A 22,999-nucleotide genomic window follows, 5' to 3' on the forward strand; every position below is an offset into this window, starting at 1 on the left:
CGGTGGCGTCGGACCGATGACCATTGCCTGCCTGCTGGCCAACACACTGACCGCCTGCTGCCGCGCAAACGCCTTGCCAGAGCCCGAAGGCCTGACAGCTTGATCTAAGGGAAAATAAAACTGAACAAATGGACCAAAGAGCAAACGCTTTTTGGTCCATTTGCTTTCTGAAGATTGAATTAAGTTTCAAGGGCCGGGTTTGAATGTCCGGTAAATTGGTGATAAGTAAGCTATTCCAGCCGGTTACGAGAGATTGGTGAAAGCCGTGTGGTGTTGGGCTGGAACCTGTAGTCTTGTTTGTTGAGTACGTATGATCGAAGTGCCCAGACCAATTCTGGCCGAATTCACGTTACGCCGAGTGATTGCAGGCGTTGGTTTCCCGCCTTTGTTGGCCAGTGCGTTCCAGCCTTTTCCGGCCATCTACCTGACCTATCCCCAGCGGCTTGTTTTCTGGATCGGTGTACTGGGATTGGCCCTGTGCGTGACCTGGATCGTCAGACGCGTGAGCCGGAAATTTTTCGCAGAAGCCCATTTCAGCTGGCGTGACATTGCGCTGGTTTTCTTCATTCTGGTTCTGTTCGTGCCATCTATGTGGCTTATGTCATATCTGCTGTTCTCTGCCGGGGGGCAACAGGCGCCGGATGTTCTGGCGGTGGCCCCTTATGGTGCCCTGTTTGCAACCGGGCTGGTCCTGGTGCGCGGGTATAGCCACGTTGATGAGCCGGTGCAGGATCAGATCGAGCCACCCTCGCCACGCCTGACCAAGCGTTTGCCAGAGTCGTTTTCCGGTCAGATCTATCGACTGACAGTCCGCGACCATGCGGTTGATGTGGTGACTTCAGCGGGGACATTCACCATCCGATCCCGCCTGACCGATGCGATCGCCGAGATGGAACCGGTACCCGGCCACTGTACGCATCGTTCCCATTGGGTGGCAGACGATGCCATTGTCGGGGTTGAAAAGCTGGACGGAAAAACCTTCTTGCGTCTGAAAAACACCGATCTGGTTCCGATCAGCCGAAAATACAAACCGGGGCTAGAGCTAGACGGCCTTATCTAAGCCACTCTATCTGGGCATTGGAATGACCCGAGGATGCGATCCGGTGAGTATGGCTATGGCCTGACCATCCATCAAAGCGTCCAGTGTATGATCCGAACTGCGTAACCCGCCAGTATATGTGCCGTAGGCCGGTAGGATCAGCCGCGTCTTGTCCACCAAAAAGGCGGGTCGGGTGATGGTTCGACCTCGCGCGTTCAGACGTGCTTTGGGGTGGTAGTGGCCTGACACCTCGGCTTGCGCTGGTGCCTGCGCGATATGGCGGAAAGTCAGCGGGGCAATCTTACACTCGGACAGATGCGTACCGCCCAGATCAATCGGACCAGGGTCGTGATTACCCTCGATCCAGATCCAGCGCCGACCAGCCTGCAGGGCCGTGATATCACGCTGTTCTTCCGCTTGCATTGCGGCCGAAGCTTTCAGATCGTCGAAGCTGTCGCCCAGGCAGATCACGGTGGCAGGATTGGTTCTGGCAATATCCACGGCCAGCCGGTTCAGGGTTTCTTGACTGTCATAAGGCGGCAGACTCGGGCCGCCCCGCCGAGCGATGCGCTCAGACTTGCCCAGATGCAGGTCGGATACGCACAGCAATTGCTGATCCGGCCACCACAAGGCCCCTGATCCCAATGCCTTCAGGGTCTGTCCCGCAAATGAAAACGCCACTTCGTTCATGATGCGTTCTTTGCGTGTTTCACCTCCGGACGCAAGCCGTATCAATCAGGTGTTAACCCCGCCGCCTTCAACAGACGTGCGCTTTCTTCTGCCAATAGCCGTTCTTCGGCCGCGCCCTTGACCGGAACCTTGCCGACCTCAAGAAACAAAGGGGCGGCAAGAGGCGATACGCGATCCAGCCGCAGCAGATCAATACGGTCTCCGATCCGGGCGATCATCGCTTCGATCCGCCCGAAATCCACCAGCCCGCGCATGGCCTCTTCGCGGGTGATCTGCATCAACAAATGATCCGGGTCGTATTTCAACAAGGTGTCATAAAGGATATCCGACGAGAACGTCGCCTGACGACCGCTTTTGCGCTGACCGCCCATGTTCCGTTCGATCAGCCCAGCAATCGTGGCCGAGGCGCGAAAGGTCCGTTTCATCACGGCATTTCCGGCCAACCAAGTCTCAAGCCCGTTACGCAGGGCATCCAGTTGAAACAGTGGCCGCGGGTCGGTCACTGCATCCAGCCCCCAGATTAGTGTGGCATAATCGGTTGCGACAAAACCCAGCGGGGCGAGCCCGGTTTCCTCCATACGTTTGGTCAGCAATAGGCCCAGCGTCTGCTGTGCGTTGCGGCCAGCGAAACCGTAGACGCACAGATTCTCGCGCCCGTCATTCGGAAAGCTCTCGATCAGCAGCCGGTCGCGTTGAGGCAGGCGAGACATGTCGCGCTGCAGAGACAGCCAGTCGGCAGTGTGTTTAGGCAGTTGCGGCCAATCCGGCTGGGCAAACATCCGCAGAACCCGGTCGCTTAACTGCGTCGAGGTGGCGAATTTCGTGCCCGCAAAAACAGCAACTTTCGGTTTTCTGTCCGCACGGCGGCTGACCTCAACCACCATCTCGCGCAGGCCCTCATAGCGGACAATCTGCCCCCCGATCAGAAAGGTATCTCCGGGCGTTAGCGAGGCAGCAAAGGCCTCTTCCACTTCACCCAGCGGTTTGCCTCCGCGGTTGCGTTTCAAACGTACCTTCAGCGTGTCGGTGTCCTGAATAGTGCCCAAGTTCATGCGGATACGCTGCGCTGCGCGCGGGTCGCGCAGCTGCATTTGTCCGTCTGCGCGCTGTTGCAAGCGCTGCCAGCGATCATAGGCGCGTAGGGCGTAACCTCCGGTCGCGCAGAATTCCAGACAGGCGTCGAATTCATCGCGTGACAGATGCGCGTATGGCCCCGCTGTGGTCATTTCCGTAAAAAGCGCGCTGGCGTCGAACGGGCCTGCCGAAGCCGCTATCAAGATATGCTGGCATAGCACATCGCGGGGGCCAGAGCCGCGCGGTTCACCGTCCAGATCACGCGCTCTGGCGGCCTCAAGTGCCGCGACGCATTCCACCACCTCAAAGCGGTTGGCAGGTACCAGCAGGGCCTTGGAGGGCGCGTTGTAGCGGTGGTTTGCCCGCCCGATCCGTTGCACCAGTCGTTTGACATTTTTAGGCGCACCAATTTGGATCACAAGGTCCACGTCACCCCAATCGATGCCAAGGTCCAGGCTGCCGGTACATACTATGGCGCGCAGGTCGCCCCGCACCATTGCGTCCTCGACCCGCTCGCGTTGCTGCCGGTCCAGACTGCCGTGGTGAATGCCGATCGGCAGGCCGTCATCGTTGGCAAGCCACAGATTGTGAAAGAAAATTTCGGCCTGCGCGCGGGTGTTGTGGAAGATCAGCGTCGTTTTGTGTTGTTTGATCTGCTTGAGCACCGCCGGGATCGAATAAGCAGCGCCACCACCGGACCAGGGGGGCATTTCCTGCGTTTCCAGCATGCGGATATCCGGATCAGGTCCGGGATCGGCCTGCACAATCTGACAAGGGTCCGGGTGCCGGGCCAGAAAGCGCGCGATGGCCTGCGGGTCCTCGACCGTAGCTGAAAGACCGACCCGGCGCAGGTCAGGGCACAGGGTTTGCAGCCGCGCCAAGGCCAGCATCAGTTGATCTCCTCGCTTGCTTTCGGCCAATGCGTGGATTTCGTCGACAATCACCCGTTGCACCCCCGCAAACATCCGAGGCGCGTCCTCGTAAGAGGTCAGCAGGGCCAAGCTTTCAGGGGTGGTCAGCAAAATATGGGGTGGGTCTACACGCTGCCGCTTTTTCTGCGTGGCCGAGGTGTCGCCGGTGCGGTCTTCGATCCGAATGGGAAGGCCAATCTCATCGGCAGGGCCGCGCAGGTTGCGGCGGATATCGGCGGCCAGTGCCTTGAGCGGAGACACATAAATCGTGTGCAACCCCTCATGCGTGCCATCTGCAAGTTCCGCCAATGTCGGCAAAAACCCGGCCATTGTCTTACCGCCCCCGGTCGGCGCGATCAGCAACGTGGCCGGGTCCAAGGCCCGGTTGAACATATCTTGTTGATGGGGGTGAATGGACCAGCCCTTGGCGGCAAACCAAGATGTGATCCGGGCGGGAATCTGCGTCATACGCGCAGACTACCCGGCCCTTTACCGAAATGGCACGGCGTTATTTGACGATAGTCTCGTCCTTGACGAACATGTTGGACCATGCGCGGTCGATCAGGTCAGGGCTCATCTGATAAGGGATGCCCTCAAACTCGCAGATCGAGATCATCTGGTCGATCAGGAAGATCGGCTGATAATTCGCATAGATATTGTTGATGGTCGGGTATTTAACCTTCAACAGATGGACCAGAGCAGCCTCGTCAAGCGGCATGCCGCGTTTGCGCGCCACCATGGCAAAGATTTTCAGGAAGTTCTCCTGGTTCGGGCCGTCGATCTTGATCTTGAAGAAGATCCGGCGCAGGGCCGCTTGGTCGAAGATTTCATTCGGGTGGAAGTTGGTCGAGAAGATGACCAGCGTGTCGAAGGGAACTTCGAACTTTTCACCCGACTGCAGGCCAAGGATATCCTTGTTCTCTTCCAGCGGAACAATCCAACGGTTAATCAGGGCCTGCGGTGGTTCCTGCTGACGGCCAAGGTCGTCCACGATGAAGATACCGCCGGTCGATTTCAACTGCAAAGGGGCCTGATAGGTTCGCGCTGTGGGGTTATAAACCAGATCCAGCATACCCAGCGTCAATTCACCACCTGTAACCACGGTTGGACGTTCGCACTGAACATAGCGTGTGTCGAACCGTTTGCGGCGGCGCAGGCTGTTGGGATCGTCTGGCTCCTGTTCAATCGCAGTATGAACGATCGGGTCATAAACCGTAATCACCTGACCGGCATATTCGATGGCGAAAGGCACATAGACATTATCGCCCAGTGCATCGCGAATCCCGTTTGAAATCGAGGATTTACCGTTGCCCGGAGGGCCATACATCAGGACCGAGCGACCGGCGCTGACCGCCGGGCCCAATTGATCCAGCAAGCTGTCGGGCAGAACCAAGTGGCCCATTGCGCCAATCAGCTGGTCGCGGGTCACCTGAATGTTGCGGATCGACTGGCGTTTCACCTGTTCGCGGTAGACGTCCAGCGGTACGGGCATGGCGCCGAAATATTCTGACTGGCTCAACGCGTCCAGTGCGCGGGCCTTGCCGGCATCAGTTAGCTGATAACCCATCTCATTGCCGCTGTTGGCATTCAGGGTGCCGGTGGCCTCGATCAGCTTTTGCTCGCGGGCCATGTCGATCAGTTCCTGCGTGACGGAGCCCGGCAGACAAATCGCCACGGCGATCTCGGACACAGTGTCTACATTCTTGCGAAAGATCGTTTTCAACATGATATCGCGCATCATGACGATGGGCAGTCTCATTTCGCCCAAACCCTTTGGGGCAGGGGGGGCCATTACCGAAGTTGTCTGCATATTCATGAGCGTCGCCCGTCTATCCAGTATTCACGCCAATGGCCCCAAAAAGGGCCGCTTAGGGGAAATCTGGCCCGGCTTTGTGGCAGTACCAAGGCGGCGACAAGGCGCGTTAATGATAGTTTACGAGCCGTAAACAGTGCCTAAGATCAGGTAAATAGCCAGGCTGCCACCAAGAGGCAGGCCCATTGGAAAGTGCTTCTTCCTGTTCCAGCTTTCCCAATTTGGCGCAACGTTGCGCAACGCTGTATGCATGGCCAGTCGATGTGTGACAAAGGCAGCAAGCGTGGTGGCTGCCAGAATAAACATCACCAAAACCCAATCCCCAGACCAGACAAAAGGTGAGGCGGCGGCCATGAACTTGGCATCCCCGGCACCCAAAACGCCAGCGGCATTAAACAGAATGCCCAAAATCAGCACGGTCACAATATGCAGCAAGTGCCAGACGTAAGGGGGAAGTGTCACCGAGAACGACCAGATCGTTAGTGAGGTCCACTGGGTGGACCACGGGGGCAGCACAAACAACCCGACAATGGCGAAAATGACGGCCAGCGCAACAACGGCGTGGTTCTTGATCAGCATGTCCCGCAAGTCTGTAAACGCCACGTAAAAGCAGATCGGCAGAACAAACGGAAGAAACCACAGCGCAGCAAACGCGGGAATACTCATCAATCAGGCATCCTCAAGCGCGCGCAGCGAGCGGACAGCCTCGTCAAAATGCTGTGGATGGGTGGCGATGGCTTCGCGGAACAGGTTTTTGGCTGTCGCCACATCCCCTTGCTTGACCGCAGAGATACCCATCGTGTTCAGCAGCCTGGCGCGTTCCACCTGTGTCATGGGAACAACCGGCAGGCTGTAATTTCCTTGCGCAGCTCGGGCCAGAACCAGATTGTTCTTGGCGGTGAACAGGGATTTGTCCTGACGGATCGCCTCGGTAAACAGGCGTTCGGCTTCGGCAAACTGGCCGCGTGTCAGCTTGGAATAACCCCAATTGTTCATGACACCACCGGGGCGCGTGGTCAGGCCGACCGCGGTTTCATAAAAGTGGTCTGCGCGTTTCCAATCCTGTTTGGAGTCTGCGACCACCGCTTCAAGCCGATACCGTTTGAAGGTTTCATAAGTGGGTGGAATGGTATCCAGAACCGATTTAGCCTGCCCCCAATTGCCGGCACGGACAAGCGCGTCAGCATATTCGAGCTTGTCGACGTTTCCGGCGCCTTTCATCGTCGTCACCTTTTTCCAGGCGGCGACGGCTTCGGTCGACCGTTTCGCACGAGACAAGGAAATCGCCAGTCCCCGCTGCAGGTCAATCCGACCCGGATTTTTGGCAGCGGCGCCTTGAAAGTAAGTGACCGCCTCATTTGGATCGGCGGCGGTCAGCAAGACCTCGTTCAGGTTGGTCTCGTCAATGACGTTGACCTCCTGATAGGTACGCTCGACCTTTTCTTCCTCGGTTTCTTTTTCGCAGGCAGAAAGGATCAGCCCGCACATCACGATTGGCGCAATCAAGAATTGTTGGCGCATTTTTTGCGTCCCTTACTGCTCTTGCCTGTTTTACGGGAGCTTGCGCAGCTTGAATTGCCCGTCGCCTTGCTGCTCCAACGTATATTCTTGTTCTTCTGCCGTAGTATTAACAGGATTTTCCATTTTTGCGAGCGCTAAGCGCAGATTGTCCCGGATTGCGTCACTTTCGCCATCGTCCAGCGCAAATGCCCGCTTGAAAACCTGCGCGGCCTCGGGATATTCGCCCTTTTCGACCAGCACCACGCCTAGATTGTTCCAAGCAACTGGCCAGTCAGGATTGTCCTTGACGGCCCGTCGCAGTAGGGTTTCGGCCTGTCCTAGACGCCTGAGTCCCAGATTGGCCGTGCCCATCGCCGTCAGGATTTGTGTTGTCATCCCCTGATCCAATGCGGCGCGGGCAAAAGAATCCAGCGCCAGCTCGTATTCCCCGGCGGCCATCAACCGGTTTCCCACCGTAATTTCGTCCGCCCTTTGACCTTTAGGGTCAATTCCGGGGACGTCCAGATCATCTGACGACCCTGTCTCAGTGCAAGAGGCCACCATGGCGATCACCATGGCGGCCTTTAGCATGTGGCGTATACCGTCGTGGATGCGCCTGAAGCCTACTAAATTTGGGTTATTAATTACCCGCCGCAAAATCAGCGATTCCTTTTGCCGAAGGTCCGACCAGAATAACCAGCAAAGGCGGCACCGTCAGGATCATTGTGGCAAGAGTCATCTTGGTTGGCAACTTGTTCGCGGCTTCTTCGGCGCGCATGACCCGTTTGTCGCGCATTTCGCCAGCGTAGACCCGAAGCGCTTCGGCGATCGAGGTGCCGAACGTCGCGGACTGGATCATGACGGTCACGAATGAGCTGACATCTTGCACGCCGCAGCGGGTTCCGAAGTCACGCAAAACCGTGTCCTTGTCCTTACCAGCCTTCAATTCATAAGCGACAATTTCGAACTCTTGCGCGATATCGGGGTAGGAGGCCTTCATCTCACGCGCAACCCGTACAATGGCTTGATCCAGAGATTGTCCGGCCTCGACGCAGACCAGCATAAGGTCCAGCGTATCGGGAAAACCGGCGACAATTGCTTCATTACGTTCGGCAACACGCCGGGTGATCCAGTAGCGCGGCAGAAAATATCCTGCACCTGCCGGAATCAGAACCCTAAGAGCCATCTGTTGACCGGTGAATTCCTGGCCACCCGACAGTACGGTAACCAACATGACGCCGACCAGAATACCGATAATACCCAGCGCAAATTGTGCAAAGTGGAAGAACCGCACAGCATCCTTTGAATGATATCCGGCTTGCCGCAGCTTTAGCTGCATTGCCGACAGTTCGGCTTCGTTTTGCGGCTCAAGGAATGTCGCGAACTTTTCAAGCTGCTCGTTGCGGCTGGTGTTGCGAAGCTTGTCCTTTTTGGATTTCTTATCGTGTTTTGGTGCGGCAGTGGATTTTTGCAGCTTTTTCAGAGGGTCCTCTGGTTGGTTCAGCATCAGAGTGACAGCGATTAAGATCATCGCCAGACCCAAAACGCCGATCACGATAAGTGGACCGAATTCGCCAAGGTACTGTTTGATCAGGTCGTTGATTGGGGCCAGAACTTCCATTGCAATTCCCTCAGACCTTGATGTTGGTAAGAACGCGCATCACGATCAGATTCAACGTCAGCATGATGCCCACGAAGAAACAGGCCGGGATGAACAGGGGATGATCAACCACGTCGTCATAGTATCCGGGGTCCGTCACCATGATGAAAAGCAGGCAGAAAAGGGGGAACCCTGACAGAAACTTGCCGGACCATTTTGCCTCGGCGGTGATCGCCTTTACACGCCGGAACAGGCGGAAACGGGCGCGGATCACCTTGGCCAGACCAGCCAGAATTTCAGCAAGGTTACCGCCTGACTGTTGTTGGATACCCACGGCCACCGCCAGAAAGCGAAGGTCCTGCATGTCCAGACGTTCAGCCAGATCACTCAGCGCCTCACCCACGTCCCGGCCATAGGCGCATTCGTCGGCAATGACACCGAACTCGGTTCCCAGTGGGTCCTGTACTTCGTTTGCGACAATCTGAATGGACGACACAAATGGGTTGCCCACGCGCAGGGATCGGACCATCAATTCAACCGCGTCAGGCAGTTGCTCTTCCATCATGCCCATGCGTTTACCGGCCTTCCGGCTCACCCAGGTGTAGACACCGCCAACACCGATAAAGACCGACAATGCCACCCGCAGAACCATTTCCGTTGCGGTGCCGACGCTCAGGCCGACGAAAGCAAAGCCTGACAAAAGGATCATGACCATGATCAGTTGTTTCGGGGTGAAGGCAATAGCTGCCTTCTGCGCTTTGTCAGCCAACAGCGAATAGAGCGGGATGCTCTGCGTTTTCATATGCTGCTGCATTTCCTTGCGCAGCTGTTCCAGCACTTGTTCCCGCCCGACACCTTTATCGAGCATATCCAGACGCCGGTTTACACGGCTGTTCAGGCTGATGGATTTGCCGAAAGCCACCAGATAGATGCCTTCGACTAGGGCGAACACCGCGACGAAGATCACGACATAGATGAGCGCCTCAACAGGCAGTTGCATTGCCAGATCTCCTACATATTCGTTGGTTCATAGACCGAAGCGGGCAGGTCAAAGCCCCACAGGCGGAAGCGCTCAGAATAGTGACTGCGCACGCCGGTCGCTGTGAAGTGACCGATGATTTTGTTGTCCGGTGTTAGTCCAACACGTTGAAATTTAAAGATTTCCTGCATCGAGATCACATCGCCTTCCATGCCCGTAATCTCGGTGATTGAGGTCATCCGACGCGAACCATCCTGCAAACGGCTGGCCTGCACGATCAGGTTCACAGCTGACGAAATCTGGCTTCTTACCGCTTTGATTGGCATTTCGATACCGGCCATCGCGATCATGTTTTCCAGGCGCGAAATCCCGTCGCGCGCCGAGTTGGCGTGGATCGTGGTCATCGAACCGTCGTGGCCGGTGTTCATGGCCTGCAACATGTCGATCACCTCGGCGCCACGCGTCTCACCCACGATGATGCGGTCAGGACGCATACGCAGGGCGTTTTTCAAACAGTCGCGCGGGCTGACCTCACCTTTGCCTTCGACGTTTGGCGGACGGCTTTCCATCCGACCCACATGGGTCTGTTGCAGCTGAAGTTCCGCCGTATCCTCGATTGTCAGGATGCGTTCTGCGTCATCGATGAAACTGGACAAGGCGTTCAGCGTGGTGGTTTTACCCGAACCCGTACCACCTGAAACGATGATGTTCAGACGGGTTGACACGGCGGCCTGAAGATAAGCGGCCATTTCTTCGGTAAAGGCACCGAAATTCACCAGGTCATCGATGCCCAGCTTGTCTTTCTTGAACTTACGAATTGAGACCAGCGATCCATCCACGGCAATCGGCGGCACCATCGCATTGAAACGCGAACCATCAGCCAAGCGAGCGTCAACGTAAGGGTTGGATTCATCGACACGACGTCCCACAGCGGACACGATCTTGTCGATGATCCGCATCAGGTGCTTTTCGTCTTTAAAGGTGATGTCGCTGATTTCCAGCCTACCGTCGCGTTCCACAAAGATCTGTTGCGGACCGTTGACCAGAATATCGTTGACGGTATCGTCCTGCAGCAAGGTCTCAAGCGGGCCAAGACCCGTCACTTCGTCATACAGTTCCTTGTTCAACTGCGAGCGGTCCTCGCGGTTCAGAACAATATTCCGGGTTTCCAAAATTTCGCTGACAATCGAGCTGATTTCCGCGCGCAATTCAGATTCGCCTGCATTTTCGAGCGCCGCTAGGTTCAGGTTTTCCAACAGTTCGCGATGCAGTTCGATCTTGATCTCGCCAAGGCGTTCCTTGCGCTTGCGATCGCGATCTCCGGCCACCGGTTCGGCCGCCTTTTTCTGCACGGGCCGTCGAGCGACGGCATTAGCAGTGGGCTTTTTTTCCGCAACAGGTTCAGGTGTCGCGGCCGGAGTTTGAACCGGCTGCGCTTCGGGCTGTTTCTTGTAACGTGAAAACACGGCGGCTCTCTCCCTTTAGTACTGGTTACGCGGCCTCAGCGTCGCTGCTGCCCAAACTATGAAGCGATTTCGCAAGCTTCGCGATTTCGCGGCGCAGCGGATTCTTGGCGGCTGCATTGGCCAGCGGTTGTCCGTGGTCGCCACTCTGCATGACCGGCTTGCCGCCATCCGGCAATTGCAGGTCAATGGAGATCCCCAGGCTTTCACCCATTCGTTTGACCCGGCTTTTGCCGTTCAGATCGGTAAATTTCGGCGCCCGATTCAGAGCAAAGCGCAATTTGTTGAAAGGCAATTCCTCGGCCTGCAGTGCACGTTTCAGGCGCAGCGCGTTCTGAGCCGAGCGCATGTCCAGTTCAATCATGGCGAAATACACATGTGCGGCCTGAAGAACGGTTTCAGACCAGTGAACCAGCGTCGAGGGCATGTCCACGATCACATAATCAAAGTTCCGGCGGGCTGTTTCGATCACGCGCTGAATATCTTCGGGTGTGATCAGATCGAGCGGCACCATGTCCGATGGCGCTGTCAGAACTTGCAGTTTCTCTTCATAGGTTTGCAACGCTTGAGAAAATACGTCGTCATCCATCAGCGATGTGTCCGAAAGCATTTCAAAGACAGTTTCGCGCCGTGGTAAATCCAGATAGGTCGAAACTGTGCCGAATTGCAGATCCAGATCCAACAGACAGACTGATGGCGCGTCTTTGTCCGATACGGTGGCCAATTCCCAGGCCAGATTGACTGCCATAGTGGTGGAACCGACGCCTCCGGCAAGTCCGTGGACCACAAAGAGGGCCCCTTCTTTCGATTCACCTTGCGCCAAAGGTGCAGCGGCCTGCTGTACTGCAACTGGATCGGGCTGGTTCATCCGGGCGATAGCTTCCTGCAATTCGCCTTCGGGCAGAGGGTAGGGGACGAACTCGTCCGCGCCTTTGCGCAACAGTTGGTGCAGAGACGCCGGAGTGACGTCTTCGGCGATCAGGACGATTTTGATCTTCTTTTCTTTGGCTCGCGTGATGATCTCACCCATCAAGGACAGGTTGTCTTCATCTTCGCCGTCAATCGCCAAGGCGACAAACTCCAAAGAATCAGCATCAGGTTGGCTGAAGAATGCCAGGGCTTCGGCAAAACCGAGATCACCCCACTGTTCTCCCAGTGCAACCTCCATATCCTCGATCAGAAGGTCGAAATTCTGGACGTCACGGCTGATGGTGCAGGCCAGAATGGCGTTTTTATCATCTTGTGGCGATGCGCTCGTCATTAACACAATCCTTGTCGCGAGAGCCGACCAACCCAGAGAACCCGAAGATTCTGTCTGGTTCGCTCTTGCCCCGTCGCGGCCAGATTTGGCCGCAGGTCACCTAATTGTTGAAAATTTGGCTTGGAACTTAGGCAAGATTTAGGCGCAAAAGAACCAATTGTAGGGAAATGGGCGACGATGTCGCCCAAATCCGACTTATTGTTCGGTTGTATCGCCAACTCGGGTCTGGCTACGCAGTTGCGCCTCGTACGTCGCGCTTTGTACATATTCGCGATAGACGATGGCGGCATACTTGCCGTCCAGAACCAGCGGATTGCGATCCACAAAGCCCGAAACCTCGGTCACGGTGCGGCGGTTGCGCCGATCGCGATTCGGAGTATCGATCAGTGGGCGTGACTTGCCGAAGGAAACAACTGCCTCAAGACGCGAGCGCGAGATGCCCTGCTGTGTCAGGAAGGCAACTGCCGCATTGGCGCGTCGCTGACCCAGTGCCTTGTTGTAACCTGTCGAACCGACGGCGTCCGTATGGCCATAGACCCGGAACCGCGCTTCGGGGAATTGTTTGATCCACGCAGCCTGCCGCAACAGGATCCGCTGAGCCGCTTCGTCCAGCTTTGCGCTGTCAAAGGCAAAGTTGATCTGCGTCGGAACTTCGGCCGCGAACCGCTGCCCCAGGATTTGGGCATAGGTCAGTTCGCCGTTCATGACTTGGGTGTTGTTCAGGGTCGCATTCCCGAAAGCACCTTGGTCAACTTCATACCCGGCTTCACGCGTACAAGCGGCGACAGCAACCGAAAGACCCAGTGTGATTATCCACTTCTGCATTGGTCCTATCCTCCTATCAATCCAGAACGTAGCCGTAGGAGCTGCCAAAGTCCTGCTTGGCCACTTCCGAGGCTGCGCCGGCACCCGGGCGCGTTGTACGACCGACTTTGCCGTTCACGAACAGATCAAATTCGCTGGGCGGCTTGACCCGATCTGTTGGCAATGCCAGCGCTTCACCACGTGTCGGCGAAACCAGATGCGCAGTGATTATGATAACCAGTTCGCTTTGTTGGCGCTGGTATTCCGCAGAGCGGAACAACGCTCCCAGCACCGGAATATCACCGACCCAGGGAATTTGGCTGTTCAGGTCTGCAAAGTCATCTTGAATCAACCCGGCGATTGCGAAGCTCTCACCATCTCGCAATTCAACCGTCGTGCTGGTCTGACGAGTGACAAAGCTAGGAACTGTATCGCCTTGGATAGTAAAGTCTGAACTGGTGTCAATGCTGGACACGGCGGCGGCAAGCTCAAGATTGATCAGATCGCCATCCACAACGCGTGGAATAAAGTCGATTTCAACGCCGAACGTCTTGTACTCAATGGCAATAACACCATCTTCTTGCGGCACCGGAATGGGAACTTCACCGCCGGCAAGGAAGGTTGCTTCCTGACCCGACAGGGCAGACAGGTTTGGCTCTGCCAGACTGCGGGCAAGACCTTTGGCCTCCAATGCTTCCAGCAGCAAACGCACCTGCGTCGATCCGGCCCCAAAGCCGAACAGGATGGCACCTGTATTTGTTTGAAGTATGGGGATGTTGTCGTTCAGTGCGTTGGCCAGAGCACCCGCATTGTTGAGGGTGTTGAAACCACCTGTCACGTCACCGCCGCCGAAGCCCAGCGAAGCGGTCAGGCTTTTGGCCACCGAGCGGTTCATCTCGGCAAAGCGTACTTTCAGCATGACTTGCTGTACGCCGCCGACTGACATCAGGTTCGAAACACGCTCGGGCGCGTAACGCTCGGCCAGTTCCAATGCCCGCGCCAGTTTTGCGCCGCTGGAAACCGTTCCCGAAAGGACGATGCCATCATTGGCTGTGCGCACTTCGATCTGTTCACCTGGTAAAATCTGAACCAAACGCTCTTTGAATTCAGATACATCCGGCGATACGCGAACCCGAACATTTGCCAGCAGGTTACCCGCGCCGTCAAACAGGGTCAGCGTGGTCAGGCCCGGAGCCTTACCCAGCACATAAATAGTGCGATCCGAAAGCGACGAGATATCGGCGATACCGGCATTAGCAATGCTAAGTTCGGCGAAAGGTTCTTCGCTTTCCACTACAATTGCGCGGTTCATCGGAACGTCCAGCGTTTCCGCTGAACCATTCTTTACCACGCGCAAAGTTTCAGCCCAGGCCGTATGGCCGACCGGACCAACTATAAGCGCCAACCCCATAAGGGTTGCGCTGATCCAAGTACGTATTGTCATGTGACCTGCCTCTCCGATCACGCCTCGTTTTTTGGGTCTATGCCCTATGTCAGGTAACACTGCGCGAATTACGAATTTATTGCAATAATCAAGGGTTTCTGGAATTTTCCTTATGTGGACAATGCGCAACATGCAAAACGAAACAAGCCGCGCAGTTGGCGCGGCTTGTATTGGTAAATCTCTGATTTAACGTCAGTTTGTGCAAGGAATTTCGGTTTGCACAATTTCTCCGCTACGTCGAACTCTCGTGTAGCATTTCCGTTCTTCAGCCTGAACCGGGGCGGGGGTTGCTTCTTTGATTCCCAACAGTTTTCGCTGGTCCACTTCAACCGCACTTGCGATTGTGTCGTCCTGCACCCCAACTAAGGCCAATGACAAGCGACCTGTGTTCTGTGCTTGGGCCAAAGCCGCGATTTCTTCTGGGGTGGCGGCCACTGTCACAGTACGCGCAATTGTTGTGCCTGTCAGATCTGATCCCGCTGACTGGTCAATCGCGACCAATTCGATGTTGGTCTGAATCAGGCGGGTGATTTCGCCGACACCTTCTTGGAGATTGTTGTTGACAGTTCCCGTCCAATACACATCCACACTATCACCAGGGCGCAAAAAGCCAGAAACACCAGACGCAACATCAACGCTGATCGCAAAAGCGCGTTTACCTTTTTCTATCCGTGAGGTCAGACCTGCAGCCTCCCCAGGATTGGTGACTTTGACCTCCATGAGGGCCTCGTCTTTTTCCATCGCTCTCAGGACGAATCGATCTCCCTTAGCGTCTTCAGGAAACAAAACGGCCATGTCCACGAAGCTGCCTTCCGGGATTGCTTCGTCAGGCCAGTTGACGACACGAACGTCTTCCTTGGTCAGGCGCTCTCCGTATTTCATGGCTCGGTTGGATACAAGAACGCCAGTAGTCCCTTCCAGGGCGGCATTTTCCAACGCTTGTTGCGCGGCCAGGCGTTCTCGGGCGAGTTGGTCCTGATGCTGTGCGATGTAGTCGCGCGCCAAATAGACGGCGCCTCCGGCCAAAGCCACCCCGACAATCAGGACAAGTCCAAATACTGCACGCATTCACGTCCCCTCGTATTGTTCTATTTTGGTTTGTTCGTCGTGACATTACGACGAAGTCCAGTCCTTCGTAATGTTAAATTGTGTCGAAAAGGGGGACAATCTCGATTAATTTCGTGATTGTAATTCCGCACTCATTCTGAGGCGTTTCCGCATCAGGGGCTGGTGGCAGAAAACTTGGTTCGAATGTCTTGAACCTCAACCGCAGAGACTGCGGCACCATTTTTTGCGTCCAGGTTTTGCACAGGATCTGCGATGTAAAGACCGATGAAAGAACCAAATCCAACCAGCATGGCTGTCAGCACGACCCAATCAACCGTTACGGCCCCGTCCTCTTGGCGAGAAAATGTTGCAAGTCTCTTCAGCATAGGAGCACCACTTTAGGGATATTGCATAAAAAGAGGGGCCAAGCCTAAGCAAGCATGGCCCCACCATATAAATCTCTACTGGCGTTTATATTAGCCGCCGGTTGTGCCGAACTTGGTTTTGATGTCTTCAACCGTGGTGCCGTCGATCTCGGTACCGATCTTGTCCGACAGAGCTGCGGTGCCATCACCGATCGCGCTGTAAGCAACTGCGGCCAGGCCAACGATAGCTGCGGTCAGAACGACCCAGTCAACTGTTACGGCGCCGTCTTCGTCTTTGCGGAAGTTCTTGATGAACTTGATCATGTTACGTCCCTCCTAAAGGATCAAAAGTCAAATAAACCTCGGGGTCTATCAGAGCTTTCTCTCTCAGTCCGCTCCCGACCGTCTCGGTATGGCACTATGATTGCCTGTCAGGCGTGGCAGGAATTGGGCTAAACACCATTTTTTTTCTTTTCCGCTTAACTTTTTGGTAGTTTTTTCTTCAAGCTATTGAAAATAAACAAATAAAAATTCGTTACCGATTGGGGTGTTCTGTGTTGCCGATGCAAAATTGCGCCAAATGAGGCGAAATTGCCCCATTTCGACGTGTTTCTCTGGCATTACAACGGGATTCGCGGTTCAAATCCCGTAAAAGAAAAATATGAGGCAGGCAAAATGAAACTCCGGGACGCAATGATCTGCGCCGGCACGTTGGCTTTGATGATGTCAGGGCCCTTGCCCGCTATCGCGAATGAAGTTGAACCCAGGGGCGTATATAAAAGAGTAAAGCCTCCCAAACCGGGGACGCGACCCAAGATAACTGTTCAGATTTCGCCCGAAGAACATGCATCGGCGCCCTTCGCGCCCAGCACCGGGGCCGAGCTCGTTATTCCTGAGATCGTCAAACGCGCCAAGGTTGTACCCCCAAGTGTTCCAGGGACTGGATCGCAAAACAAGCCGGTCGGGTCTTACAAGGCTTTCTGGGATAAAATCTCACCTGCTTTGGCCGAAGCAGGAGCCTGGCGGTTGGATGCAGCCATAAACGCGCTGGCCGCGACCAATGTGGCCTCACCACGTTTGCAGACACTCCAGAACATTGCGCAACAACAAGGGATCGAGATTCTGCGCTCGACCGTAGGAACAAATGTATCGCCGGCTTTGGTGCTGGCCGTGATTTCGGTTGAATCAGCAGGTCGTGAGAATGCGGTCAGCTCAGCCGGGGCGCAGGGGTTGATGCAGTTGATGCCAGCCACCGCCAAACGATTTGGTGTTAAGGACAGCTTGCAGCCGTCTCAGAATATCTCGGGCGGTGTGAAATACCTGAACTGGTTGATGGAAGAATTTGGAAATGATCCGATCCTGGTGCTGGCCGGATATAATGCGGGTGAAGGTGCTGTGCGCAAGCACAGCGGAGTTCCCCCTTATGCCGAGACGCGGGACTACGTGCCCAAAGTCCTTGCGGCCTTTCAGATCGCCAAGGCCCTTTGTTCAACCCCGCCCGAGCTGATTTCGGATGGCTGTGTGTTCCAGACATTGAATTGAAAAGGCCCGCCAGAACTGGCGGGCCTTTTCAATCTAGTGGATTAGTTGACGATCTTGGCCTCGGTGGCGGCGCGAATCTCGTCTTCGGTTACACCTTCGGCGATTTCGACGATCTTCAGGCCACCGTCGACCACATCCAGAACACCCAGATTGGTAATGATGCGATCCACCACTTGTTTTCCAGTCAGGGGCAGAGTGCATTTCCTCAGCAGCTTGGACTTGCCGTGCTTGTTAGTGTGATCCATAACAACGATCACGCGGCCGACACCGGCCACAAGGTCCATCGCACCGCCCATGCCCTTGACCAGAACGCCGGGAATCATCCAGTTGGCCAGATCACCTTCCTCATCAACCTCCATAGCTCCCAGAACCGCTGCAGCGATCTTACCGCCCCGGATCATCGCAAAGGATGTGGCGCTGTCGAAATAGGACGTGCGCGACAATTCAGTGATCGTCTGTTTTCCTGCGTTGATCAGGTCGGGGTCTTCTTCACCTTCGAACGGGAAGGGGCCCATGCCCAGCATGCCGTTCTCGGATTGTAGAGTGATGTCCTTATCACCCACATAGTTCGCCACCAGCGTCGGAATCCCGATGCCGAGGTTCACATACATGCCGTCTTCCAGCTCTTGCGCCGCGCGGGCGGCCATTTGATTGCGGTCCCAGGGCATTATGCTTCCTCCTTCTTGCGGGTGGTGCGCTGTTCGATGCGTTTTTCGTGATCGCCCTGAATGATCCGGTTCACGTAGATGCCGGGCAAGTGGATCTGGTCGGGATCCAGCGAACCGCGTGGCACGATCTCTTCGACTTCGGCGATGCAGACCTTGCCGCAGGTCGCTGCGGGCACGTTAAAGTTGCGGGCGGTCTTGCGAAAGATCAGGTTGCCGGTGTCGTCGGCCTTCCATGCCTTGACGATGGCCAGATCGGCAAAGATGCCTTCTTCCATGATATAGGTTTCGCCGTTGAAGTCCTTATGCTCCTTACCCTCAGCGATCACGGTGCCTACACCTGTCTTGGTATAGAAGCCGGGAATACCGGCACCACCGGCACGCATACGCTCAGCCAGAGTGCCTTGCGGGTTGAATTCCAATTCCAACTCACCCGCCAGGTACTGACGCATGAATTCCGCGTTCTCGCCGACATATGAGCTGATCATCTTTTTGACCTGCTTGGTTTGCAGCAAGATGCCGATGCCGAAATCATCGACGCCCGCATTGTTCGAGGCAAAGGTCAGGTCCTGAGCGCCCGACTCCTTGATCGCCTCCAACAGCAATTCAGGAATACCGCACAGGCCGAACCCGCCTGCTGCGATCATCATGCCATCCGACAACACCCCATCAAGCGCTTCGGTGGCATTGGCATAGACTTTCTTCATGGAAAACTCCCCCAATGACATGGTGATGGGCAGGTTGTGCCGCCACGTCACGGGGAAGTCAACGAATCCAAGGGGGTGGTGGTATTTCTACCTAGCCACCCTTAGGTGGCCGCCTTCTTGGTTGTTTTCTTGGCTGCCGCTTTTTTCTTGGGTGCGGCCTTTTTCTTGGTGCCCTTCTTGGCAGCCCGCTCATTGACCAGCTCAATGGCCATTTCCTGCGTCACGTCTTCGGGCTTGATATCCTTGGGAATGGTGGCATTGACCTTTTCCCACTTCACGTATGGCCCATACCGCCCATCAAGAACCTGCATTGCGCCGCCATCGGGGTGCTCGCCCAGCTCTTTTAGCGGTTTGGCAGCGGCCCTGCGTCCGCGCCCCGGATTGGCGCGCTTCTCGGCCAGCATTTCAACTGCGCGGTTCATACCGATCTCGAACACATCGTTGGGGTCTTTGAGGTTGGCATAGACCGGTTTTGCTTCCTCGGGCAATTGGTGCATCAGATACGGTCCAAACCGCCCAAAATTCGAGCTGATCATACCGCCCTCGGGGTGTTCGCCGATCTGGCGGGGCAGGGACAGCAACGTCAGCGCCCTGTCCAGATCCATGTCATCCTTGCTCCACCCGCGGGGCAGGGACGCGCGCGGCGGCTTCTTGTTCTCGGGCGTGGGTTCGCCGCGCTGAACGTAAGGACCGAACCGGCCGGATTTCAGCCAAATGTCATCGCCCGCATCCTCACCCAGCAGACGTTCGTCGCCTTCGGCCCCTTCGCCCGCGATGGGACGGGTATAGGTGCATTCGGGATAGTTGCCGCAACCCACAAACCCGCCCGTGCGCGAGGTCTTCAGGTGCAGTTGTCCCACGCCGCATTTCGGGCAGATACGCGGATCAGACCCATCCTCGCGCGGGGGGTACAGTTGCGGCGCCAGTGCCTCGTCCAACTTGTCCAACACCTCGGAAATACGCAATTCCGATGTCTCGCCAATGGCGGCTGAGAAATCACGCCAGAACTTGCCTAGCAGTTCTTTATAGTCGCGGCCACCGGCGCTGACATCATCCAGCTGTTCCTCCAGATTGGCTGTGAACTCATAGCCCACATATTGTCGAAAGAAGTTCAGCAGAAAGATCGTAACGATCCTGCCTTTTTCTTCGGGAATCAGACGGTTCTTGTCCTTGCGTACATACTCCCGGTCCTGAATCGTGGTCACGATCGAGGCATATGTCGAGGGGCGCCCGATCCCCAGCTCTTCCATCCGCTTGACCAAGGTGGCCTCGGTATAGCGCGGCGGCGGCTGGGTGTGGTGTTGCAGGGCCAGAACGGATTCGTTGTCGGACAGGATAGCGGCCTTGTCCTCGGCCTTGGTGAACTGATCCTTCAGCGATGTCTTGGCAAACGGTGCCGGATCGCCGTGCATAATCTGCGGCAGGCGCTTCTCGTCGTCATCGGCCACATCATCGCGGCCCTCTTCATAAACACGCATGAAGCCGTCAAACAACACCACCTGACCGGTGGCGCGCAGGCCAACCTGGCCGTCGGCGCTGCCAACCTCAACCGTTGTTCTTTCCAATCGCGCGGCGGCCATTTGACAGGCGATGGTGCGTTTCCAAATTAAGTCATACAGCTTGCGCTGATCCTCATCTGTAACCTTCAGTGCCTTGGCATCCCGCGCCATGTCCGTTGGGCGGATACACTCGTGCGCTTCCTGTGCGTTCTTGGCCTTGTTCTTATACATGCGTGGGCTGTCCGGCACATATTCCGCGCCATACCGGTCGGCAATTGTATCGCGGGTGGCGGCCACGGCTTCGGGTGCCATGTCGATGCCGTCGGTTCGCATATAAGTGATGTAACCCGCCTCATACAGCCGTTGCGCCACCTGCATGGCATGGCGGGCACCCATGCCAAACTTACGGCTGGCCTCTTGTTGCAGGGTCGAGGTCATGAACGGTGCGCTGGGGTTGCGCGCGGCGGGCTTGGCTTCGACCGAAGTAACGCTGAGCGCGCGGCTGGTGATCGCCTGAACCGCCAGTTCCGCCTGAGTGGCATTGGCCAAGTCGTGCTTGTCCAGCTTTTTGCCCGCCAGAGTGACCAAGCGTGCCTCATAGGTCTGACCGCGTGGCGTTTCAAACAGGGCACGTACCGACCAGTATTCGACAGGTTTGAATGCTTCGATCTCCATCTCGCGCTCGACGATCAGGCGCAGACAGACCGATTGCACACGTCCTGCCGATTTCGCGCCGGGCAGTTTACGCCACAAAACCGGAGACAGGTTGAACCCGACCAGATAGTCCAGCGCGCGGCGGGCCAGATACGCCTCGACCAACGGCATGTCGACCTCACGTGGGTTCTGCATCGCCTCGGTCACCGCGTCCTTGGTGATGGCGTTGAAGGTCACGCGGCTGACGGGCGTATCCTTTTTGATCGAACGGCGCTTGGTCAGCGCCTCTTGCAAGTGCCAGCTGATCGCCTCACCCTCACGATCGGGGTCAGTGGCAAGGATCAGGGCATTGTCTTCCTTCAGCGCGTCGGCGATGGCTTTGACATGTTTACGGCTGTCGTTGCCGACCTCCCATTTCATCTCAAATTCATGCTCGGGGTCGACGGAACCGTCCTTGGGGGGCAGGTCGCGAACATGACCATAAGATGCCAGGACAGTGTAATCAGGGCCAAGGTATTTGTTGATTGTTTTGGCTTTGGCCGGGGATTCTACAACAACAACAGGCATTTAAGGGGAAACCTCGCTCGACGGATTGGGCGCCTTCTATGATCGTGCAAGATGTGTAGGGCAAGAGCGAATTGTCAATGCGTTCCTTTAAATACGTGAATTTTACGGCGATTTCAGCGCGATAGCCTTCAAAAAATCAGCGCGGGGCGTGAGACGCTTGCTCAGGCCGTCAACGACAGCAACCCACCGGGCTGACGTTGGATGCGCCCGTCCAATTCCAGATCAACCAGCGCCGGACCAATCTCGCCTGCCGTGGCTGCGATGTCGCGGATCAACTGGTCCTCGGCGATAGGCGACGGGCCAAGTCGGGCCAGAATTTCGCGATGCAGTGTGGCACCCAACGCGGCCGGTTCGGGTGCTATTTCGGGAACTGGGACCTCAAATATTTCGGGCTGTTGTTTTGGCAACGCTTCGATAACGTCTTCGGCGGACCGCACCAGAGTGGCCCCGTCGCGGATCAGCAGGTTGCACCCGGCCGCGCGGGCATCGAATGGGTGGCCGGGTACGGCCAGGACCTCGCGCCCTTGATCCAGCGCGTCGCGTGCGGTGATCAGGCTGCCGGATTTTGCAGCCGCTTCAACCACCACAACAGCCTGTGCCAGGCCCGAGATAATGCGGTTACGACGGGGAAAGTGCCGGGCTTGCGGTGTCACGCCCATGGGCTGTTCCGACAGGCGCAGGCCAGATTGGTCGATGTACCTTGCCAGATCGGTGTTTTCCGCAGGATAAATCACATCTACACCGCCGGCCATGACCGCCACCGTGCCAGTATTCAGCGCCGCCAAATGCGCCGAGGTGTCAATCCCGCGGGCCAGGCCCGAGACCACGACATATCTTTGTTTTCCGAGGTCGGTAGCCAGGCCACGCGCCATCCGCGCCCCTAAAGACGAGCAATTGCGCGCACCGACCATCGCAATCGAGGGCTTGCGCAACATGGATACGTCGCCAATGGCCCAAAGCATCGGTGGGGCATCGGACAAGTCGTTCAGGGCAGTGGGGAAATCAGCGGACCCAAGGCACAATAACCGCGCGTTTGCGGCTTTTGCGGCCTTGAGCTCCGCCTCAATCACGCCAGGTGGGCAAATTTCATACCCTTTGATTCCGGCGGCACGTGCCATTTCAGGCAGCGCGGCCAGCGCATTCTGCGCTGAGCCATGTTCGCGCAGCAGCCGACGAAACGTCGCCGGGCCGACCTTGCGCGAGCGCAACAGACGAAGCCAGGAGAACCGGTCCTCTTCCGTGGTGGGTGGGAGTGTGGGGTGATAGGAAGAAAGCTGCTCTTCGGTCATCCGTTGCTCCGCCTGATTGCAGAACTGGTTTACGACTGAGGGGGTTAACAGCTTGTAAATCTTGTCAAACTATTCAGAAAATTTCC

21 protein-coding genes and 1 pseudogene are annotated in these 22,999 nt (G+C 56.3%); 3 read left to right on the forward strand and 19 right to left on the reverse strand.

Annotated elements, in window-relative coordinates; translation table 11 throughout:
• Positions 1 to 103, forward strand: a pseudogene (locus ACR0DL_RS18880) (bifunctional methylenetetrahydrofolate dehydrogenase/methenyltetrahydrofolate cyclohydrolase); the annotation flags it as partial.
• Positions 104 to 310: 207 nt separating this feature from the next.
• The gene (locus tag ACR0DL_RS18885) at positions 311 to 1,060 is read left to right on the forward strand and encodes a LytTR family DNA-binding domain-containing protein (RefSeq protein WP_170362500.1); all 750 of its coding nucleotides are present in this window, start codon (positions 311 to 313) and stop codon (positions 1,058 to 1,060) included.
• A gap of 6 nt (positions 1,061 to 1,066) precedes the next feature.
• Here ACR0DL_RS18885 and pdeM read toward each other — a convergent pair whose 3' ends face one another.
• The 15 genes from pdeM to ACR0DL_RS18960 form a co-directional block, all read right to left on the reverse strand.
• A complete protein-coding gene (gene pdeM, locus ACR0DL_RS18890) occupies positions 1,067 to 1,729 on the reverse strand; it encodes a ligase-associated DNA damage response endonuclease PdeM (protein ID WP_480637413.1) in 663 nt (220 codons plus the stop codon).
• Between the two features lie 41 nt (positions 1,730 to 1,770).
• Positions 1,771 to 4,182, reverse strand: a complete 2,412-nt coding sequence (locus ACR0DL_RS18895; RefSeq protein ID WP_480690757.1) for a ligase-associated DNA damage response DEXH box helicase — start codon at positions 4,180 to 4,182, stop codon at positions 1,771 to 1,773.
• A gap of 40 nt (positions 4,183 to 4,222) precedes the next feature.
• Complete coding sequence (locus ACR0DL_RS18900; RefSeq protein ID WP_170351466.1) at positions 4,223 to 5,530, reverse strand: P-loop NTPase family protein; 1,308 nt, start codon at positions 5,528 to 5,530, stop codon at positions 4,223 to 4,225.
• Positions 5,531 to 5,647: 117 nt separating this feature from the next.
• Complete coding sequence (locus tag ACR0DL_RS18905; RefSeq protein ID WP_170379086.1) at positions 5,648 to 6,193, reverse strand: prepilin peptidase; 546 nt, start codon at positions 6,191 to 6,193, stop codon at positions 5,648 to 5,650.
• Between the two features lie 3 nt (positions 6,194 to 6,196).
• Positions 6,197 to 7,048: a tetratricopeptide repeat protein gene (locus ACR0DL_RS18910; protein ID WP_170553807.1), complete on the reverse strand. Its 852-nt coding sequence runs from the start codon at positions 7,046 to 7,048 to the stop codon at positions 6,197 to 6,199.
• A 30-nt stretch (positions 7,049 to 7,078) separates the two neighbouring features.
• Positions 7,079 to 7,618, reverse strand: a complete 540-nt coding sequence (locus ACR0DL_RS18915) for a tetratricopeptide repeat protein (protein ID WP_480690759.1) — start codon at positions 7,616 to 7,618, stop codon at positions 7,079 to 7,081.
• 49 nt (positions 7,619 to 7,667) lie between these two features.
• Entirely contained in the window at positions 7,668 to 8,648 is a 981-nt protein-coding gene (locus ACR0DL_RS18920) for a type II secretion system F family protein (RefSeq protein ID WP_170351461.1), read from the reverse strand.
• Positions 8,649 to 8,658: 10 nt separating this feature from the next.
• Complete coding sequence (locus tag ACR0DL_RS18925; RefSeq protein WP_480690761.1) at positions 8,659 to 9,627, reverse strand: type II secretion system F family protein; 969 nt, start codon at positions 9,625 to 9,627, stop codon at positions 8,659 to 8,661.
• 11 nt (positions 9,628 to 9,638) lie between these two features.
• Complete coding sequence (locus tag ACR0DL_RS18930) at positions 9,639 to 11,072, reverse strand: TadA family conjugal transfer-associated ATPase (protein ID WP_170351457.1); 1,434 nt, start codon at positions 11,070 to 11,072, stop codon at positions 9,639 to 9,641.
• A 25-nt stretch (positions 11,073 to 11,097) separates the two neighbouring features.
• Positions 11,098 to 12,330 (reverse strand): CpaE/TadZ family protein, encoded by a 1,233-nt coding sequence (locus ACR0DL_RS18935; RefSeq protein ID WP_480690763.1) that lies wholly within the window; start codon positions 12,328 to 12,330, stop codon positions 11,098 to 11,100.
• A 195-nt stretch (positions 12,331 to 12,525) separates the two neighbouring features.
• The gene (locus tag ACR0DL_RS18940) at positions 12,526 to 13,155 is read right to left on the reverse strand and encodes an OmpA family protein (protein ID WP_480690765.1); all 630 of its coding nucleotides are present in this window, start codon (positions 13,153 to 13,155) and stop codon (positions 12,526 to 12,528) included.
• A 16-nt stretch (positions 13,156 to 13,171) separates the two neighbouring features.
• A complete protein-coding gene (locus ACR0DL_RS18945; RefSeq protein WP_480690767.1) occupies positions 13,172 to 14,578 on the reverse strand; it encodes a type II and III secretion system protein family protein in 1,407 nt (468 codons plus the stop codon).
• A 192-nt stretch (positions 14,579 to 14,770) separates the two neighbouring features.
• Positions 14,771 to 15,646, reverse strand: coding sequence for a Flp pilus assembly protein CpaB (gene cpaB, locus ACR0DL_RS18950; protein ID WP_480690769.1), 876 nt, complete (start codon positions 15,644 to 15,646; stop codon positions 14,771 to 14,773).
• A gap of 152 nt (positions 15,647 to 15,798) precedes the next feature.
• Positions 15,799 to 16,011: a hypothetical protein gene (locus ACR0DL_RS18955; RefSeq protein WP_425082206.1), complete on the reverse strand. Its 213-nt coding sequence runs from the start codon at positions 16,009 to 16,011 to the stop codon at positions 15,799 to 15,801.
• Positions 16,012 to 16,101: 90 nt separating this feature from the next.
• On the reverse strand, positions 16,102 to 16,314 hold the full coding sequence (locus ACR0DL_RS18960) for a Flp family type IVb pilin (RefSeq protein WP_480637405.1): 213 nt from the start codon (positions 16,312 to 16,314) through the stop codon (positions 16,102 to 16,104).
• A gap of 351 nt (positions 16,315 to 16,665) precedes the next feature.
• On the opposite strand from ACR0DL_RS18960, the gene ACR0DL_RS18965 reads away from it, so the two are divergent.
• Entirely contained in the window at positions 16,666 to 17,532 is an 867-nt protein-coding gene (locus ACR0DL_RS18965) for a lytic transglycosylase domain-containing protein (protein ID WP_170351443.1), read from the forward strand.
• A 41-nt stretch (positions 17,533 to 17,573) separates the two neighbouring features.
• Here ACR0DL_RS18965 and ACR0DL_RS18970 read toward each other — a convergent pair whose 3' ends face one another.
• The 4 genes from ACR0DL_RS18970 to dprA form a co-directional block, all read right to left on the reverse strand.
• Positions 17,574 to 18,200, reverse strand: a complete 627-nt coding sequence (locus ACR0DL_RS18970; protein WP_170362510.1) for a CoA transferase subunit B — start codon at positions 18,198 to 18,200, stop codon at positions 17,574 to 17,576.
• Positions 18,200 to 18,904 (reverse strand): CoA transferase subunit A, encoded by a 705-nt coding sequence (locus ACR0DL_RS18975; protein ID WP_170362511.1) that lies wholly within the window; start codon positions 18,902 to 18,904, stop codon positions 18,200 to 18,202. The genes ACR0DL_RS18970 and ACR0DL_RS18975 overlap by 1 nt, the downstream gene beginning before the upstream one ends.
• A 101-nt stretch (positions 18,905 to 19,005) precedes the next feature.
• Entirely contained in the window at positions 19,006 to 21,624 is a 2,619-nt protein-coding gene (gene topA / locus ACR0DL_RS18980; protein WP_480690771.1) for a type I DNA topoisomerase, read from the reverse strand.
• A gap of 161 nt (positions 21,625 to 21,785) precedes the next feature.
• A complete protein-coding gene (gene dprA, locus ACR0DL_RS18985) occupies positions 21,786 to 22,913 on the reverse strand; it encodes a DNA-processing protein DprA (RefSeq protein ID WP_480690773.1) in 1,128 nt (375 codons plus the stop codon).
• Positions 22,914 to 22,999: the final 86 nt, after the last annotated feature.

The organism is Ruegeria sp. BB5, from assembly GCF_056539405.1.

Coding starts and splice junctions, on each gene's coding strand:
- dprA (WP_480690773.1), bottom strand. CDS start 22,913: ATGACCGAAGAGCAGCTTTCTTCCTATCACCCCACACTCCCACCCACC.
- ACR0DL_RS18910 (WP_170553807.1), bottom strand. CDS start 7,048: ATGCGCCAACAATTCTTGATTGCGCCAATCGTGATGTGCGGGCTGATC.
- ACR0DL_RS18960 (WP_480637405.1), bottom strand. CDS start 16,314: ATGATCAAGTTCATCAAGAACTTCCGCAAAGACGAAGACGGCGCCGTA.
- ACR0DL_RS18885 (WP_170362500.1), top strand. CDS start 311: ATGATCGAAGTGCCCAGACCAATTCTGGCCGAATTCACGTTACGCCGA.
- ACR0DL_RS18955 (WP_425082206.1), bottom strand. CDS start 16,011: ATGCTGAAGAGACTTGCAACATTTTCTCGCCAAGAGGACGGGGCCGTA.
- cpaB (WP_480690769.1), bottom strand. CDS start 15,646: ATGCGTGCAGTATTTGGACTTGTCCTGATTGTCGGGGTGGCTTTGGCC.
- ACR0DL_RS18895 (WP_480690757.1), bottom strand. CDS start 4,182: ATGACGCAGATTCCCGCCCGGATCACATCTTGGTTTGCCGCCAAGGGC.
- ACR0DL_RS18905 (WP_170379086.1), bottom strand. CDS start 6,193: ATGAGTATTCCCGCGTTTGCTGCGCTGTGGTTTCTTCCGTTTGTTCTG.
- ACR0DL_RS18900 (WP_170351466.1), bottom strand. CDS start 5,530: ATGAATATGCAGACAACTTCGGTAATGGCCCCCCCTGCCCCAAAGGGT.
- pdeM (WP_480637413.1), bottom strand. CDS start 1,729: ATGAACGAAGTGGCGTTTTCATTTGCGGGACAGACCCTGAAGGCATTG.
- ACR0DL_RS18920 (WP_170351461.1), bottom strand. CDS start 8,648: ATGGAAGTTCTGGCCCCAATCAACGACCTGATCAAACAGTACCTTGGC.
- ACR0DL_RS18935 (WP_480690763.1), bottom strand. CDS start 12,330: ATGACGAGCGCATCGCCACAAGATGATAAAAACGCCATTCTGGCCTGC.
- ACR0DL_RS18915 (WP_480690759.1), bottom strand. CDS start 7,618: ATGCTAAAGGCCGCCATGGTGATCGCCATGGTGGCCTCTTGCACTGAG.
- ACR0DL_RS18925 (WP_480690761.1), bottom strand. CDS start 9,627: ATGCAACTGCCTGTTGAGGCGCTCATCTATGTCGTGATCTTCGTCGCG.
- ACR0DL_RS18975 (WP_170362511.1), bottom strand. CDS start 18,904: ATGAAGAAAGTCTATGCCAATGCCACCGAAGCGCTTGATGGGGTGTTG.
- ACR0DL_RS18970 (WP_170362510.1), bottom strand. CDS start 18,200: ATGCCCTGGGACCGCAATCAAATGGCCGCCCGCGCGGCGCAAGAGCTG.
- ACR0DL_RS18940 (WP_480690765.1), bottom strand. CDS start 13,155: ATGCAGAAGTGGATAATCACACTGGGTCTTTCGGTTGCTGTCGCCGCT.
- ACR0DL_RS18965 (WP_170351443.1), top strand. CDS start 16,666: ATGAAACTCCGGGACGCAATGATCTGCGCCGGCACGTTGGCTTTGATG.
- topA (WP_480690771.1), bottom strand. CDS start 21,624: ATGCCTGTTGTTGTTGTAGAATCCCCGGCCAAAGCCAAAACAATCAAC.
- ACR0DL_RS18945 (WP_480690767.1), bottom strand. CDS start 14,578: ATGACAATACGTACTTGGATCAGCGCAACCCTTATGGGGTTGGCGCTT.